A 2,142-nucleotide genomic window follows, 5' to 3' on the forward strand; every position below is an offset into this window, starting at 1 on the left:
TTAACTTACAATCCCTTCCAACTTCAGCGCACGCTCATTCTTGAGGATGAACTAGAACTACTCAATTTATTAAATAAAGAGTAAATAAAAACCCCAACCCCGCTTGGAGCTGGGTTGGGGTTATTTTAATATTACTATTAATTAAAAATATCTGGCTTACTATCCTGTAAGTACTCTCTAACTTTCATCTCATCTATATCTCCATTATCTACTAACAACTTAAATATTTTAATTAATAAATTTAGCTTATGTGCTCCGCCAAAAGCGTCAAAAATTCCATTTTTCAATTTTATAACCTAACCATTCAGTTTCTGAAATCTCTATCTTAGCCCAAGATTTATCATCAATATTAATCCCTGTATCTTCCAACTCTATCTTCAATCCCCATCCTGGATTGTCAAAAGTTTCAATTTTAACTCCATAATTATGCTCCCAATATCCATCACATTGAGATGCATACCATTCTTCTAACCATACTAACATATCTTTTTCCATAATTTTTAGGAGTTTAATTTCTTTGGCATATCTTTTCCAGGAACAGCAGGTCTTTGAACTTGAATTGCTTGATAAACTTAACGAAATAAGCGCAGTGGTTTAATAACAAAAACCTCCCTCACTAATTAGTGAGGGAGGTTTTATATGCTATTTTCATAAATATTCCTCCCATACTTCATAAATATTTACAAGTGCTTTATCATCCTTTTTTCCTTTACTTAAAAGCGACCCCATTGTAAACATTATTCTTATAGGATTTAAATCTCCTTTTTTTAAAGAAATTACCATATTTCCATGATTAATATCTCTATTTTTAGCCGAAGAAAAATATTGATCACATTTTAACCCCTTATGATTATGAATAAAAACTTCTCCAAAATAAATACCGGCATCTAATAATATGGTTCTAGACTCCAATGTTAAAATCCTATCACTTACATCTATATAATCGGGTACGTTTGCACGTACTTTAGCATATTCTTCTTCACTTATTTTCCGAGTTTCTAGATTTTCCTTTAACCATTTCCCTAACCCTAACAAAGACTCTTTACTATAATCCATCTTCCAATTCTCATATCCTAGAGTTCTTAGTACAAGATGCTCTAATTCCAACAAACATTTTTCTTTATTTTCATTAAACCATAATTCATATATTTTTAATTCTTTTTTAGCCTTATCTCTAAAATCTTGATTGGTTAATAATATATCTAAAATTTCATCCATAATTTTTTACTCTATCTTAATCAATGATTAACTACATTAATTCCATTTTTTTGCAATTCTTTTATTAGAGGTTGTGATGCCCCCCTTTACCTGTTACTGGACTCTTAAAAAAATGCCAAGTAGAACTCTCAATTTGTCCTTTTTGAATTAAGTCAGCATCTTTCATTATTTGTTTTTGAACTCCCTTGGACAATGTTGTATATCCTACCTTAGATTCATGTGCAGAGTTCCCTACCAACTGATCTATATATCTCATTCCTTTAGAGGTTTTAAAAGGGACTTGAGATTCTCCTCCTAATAATTTCAATGCATCTTCCCCTACTTTACCTGTTGATCCTATCTTAGAGTAATTACTTACTGCACCACTAATATTTCCAGCCTTAGATGTATTACTTATTAGTCCTGCACCACCTGAACCTATTATACTAATACTGGCATCTACTATCTCTGCATTTTGCTTTGACATTCCTGCTGCTTGTAAGCCTTGACTAGTAAGTGAACTTTCTTCTTCTCCTGTCCACATTTGCCTTAATCCGGAACTAGCTACATCAGCTCCATGAACTGCTACTACAACTCCAGCTGCTTTAGTTGCCATTGTGGGCTCTGGTGTTACTAGTAAAGCACCTCCTGCTACCATTTCTAAAGCACCTCCTACAGCTTTTACTCCTCCCAAAATTCTTGTCCATACTTGTTTTCCATTTGGATCAATCAGTATAATTGGACTTTGGTAACAATACCCATACGTATTGAGATTAAACGAGTTATACACTCCTTCGTTGTGTTGCCCGTCTATGTAGTGTTCCGTTTCCATCACCGGGTTGTAACCACTTAACGGATCCGTACTTAACCATACACTTTCTCTTGGATTATAGTATCTTGCTCCATAATAATACAGTCCTGTTTCTTCATCTAACTCTTTTCCAT

General features: G+C 33.4%; 3 protein-coding genes. All 3 read right to left on the reverse strand.

What is annotated here, in order from left to right:
- Positions 1-267: 267 nt before the first annotated feature.
- On the reverse strand, positions 268-495 hold the full coding sequence (locus GFU93_RS04200; protein ID WP_160567502.1) for an Imm53 family immunity protein: 228 nt from the start codon (positions 493-495) through the stop codon (positions 268-270).
- Positions 496-648: 153 nt separating this feature from the next.
- A complete protein-coding gene (locus GFU93_RS04205; RefSeq protein ID WP_160567504.1) occupies positions 649-1,218 on the reverse strand; it encodes a hypothetical protein in 570 nt (189 codons plus the stop codon).
- A gap of 64 nt (positions 1,219-1,282) precedes the next feature.
- A partial coding sequence (locus GFU93_RS04210) for an RHS repeat-associated core domain-containing protein (RefSeq protein WP_160567506.1) occupies positions 1,283-2,142 on the reverse strand: 860 nt, incomplete at its 5' end.

It is taken from the genome of Apibacter sp. B3546, from assembly GCF_009827885.1.
GTDB lineage: Bacteria > Bacteroidota > Bacteroidia > Flavobacteriales > Weeksellaceae > Apibacter.

Bases quoted from the DNA above. Each gene is read 5' to 3' on its own strand.
- GFU93_RS04205 (WP_160567504.1), bottom strand. From the start codon at position 1,218: ATGGATGAAATTTTAGATATATTATTAACCAATCAAGATTTTAGAGAT.
- GFU93_RS04200 (WP_160567502.1), bottom strand. From the start codon at position 495: ATGGAAAAAGATATGTTAGTATGGTTAGAAGAATGGTATGCATCTCAA.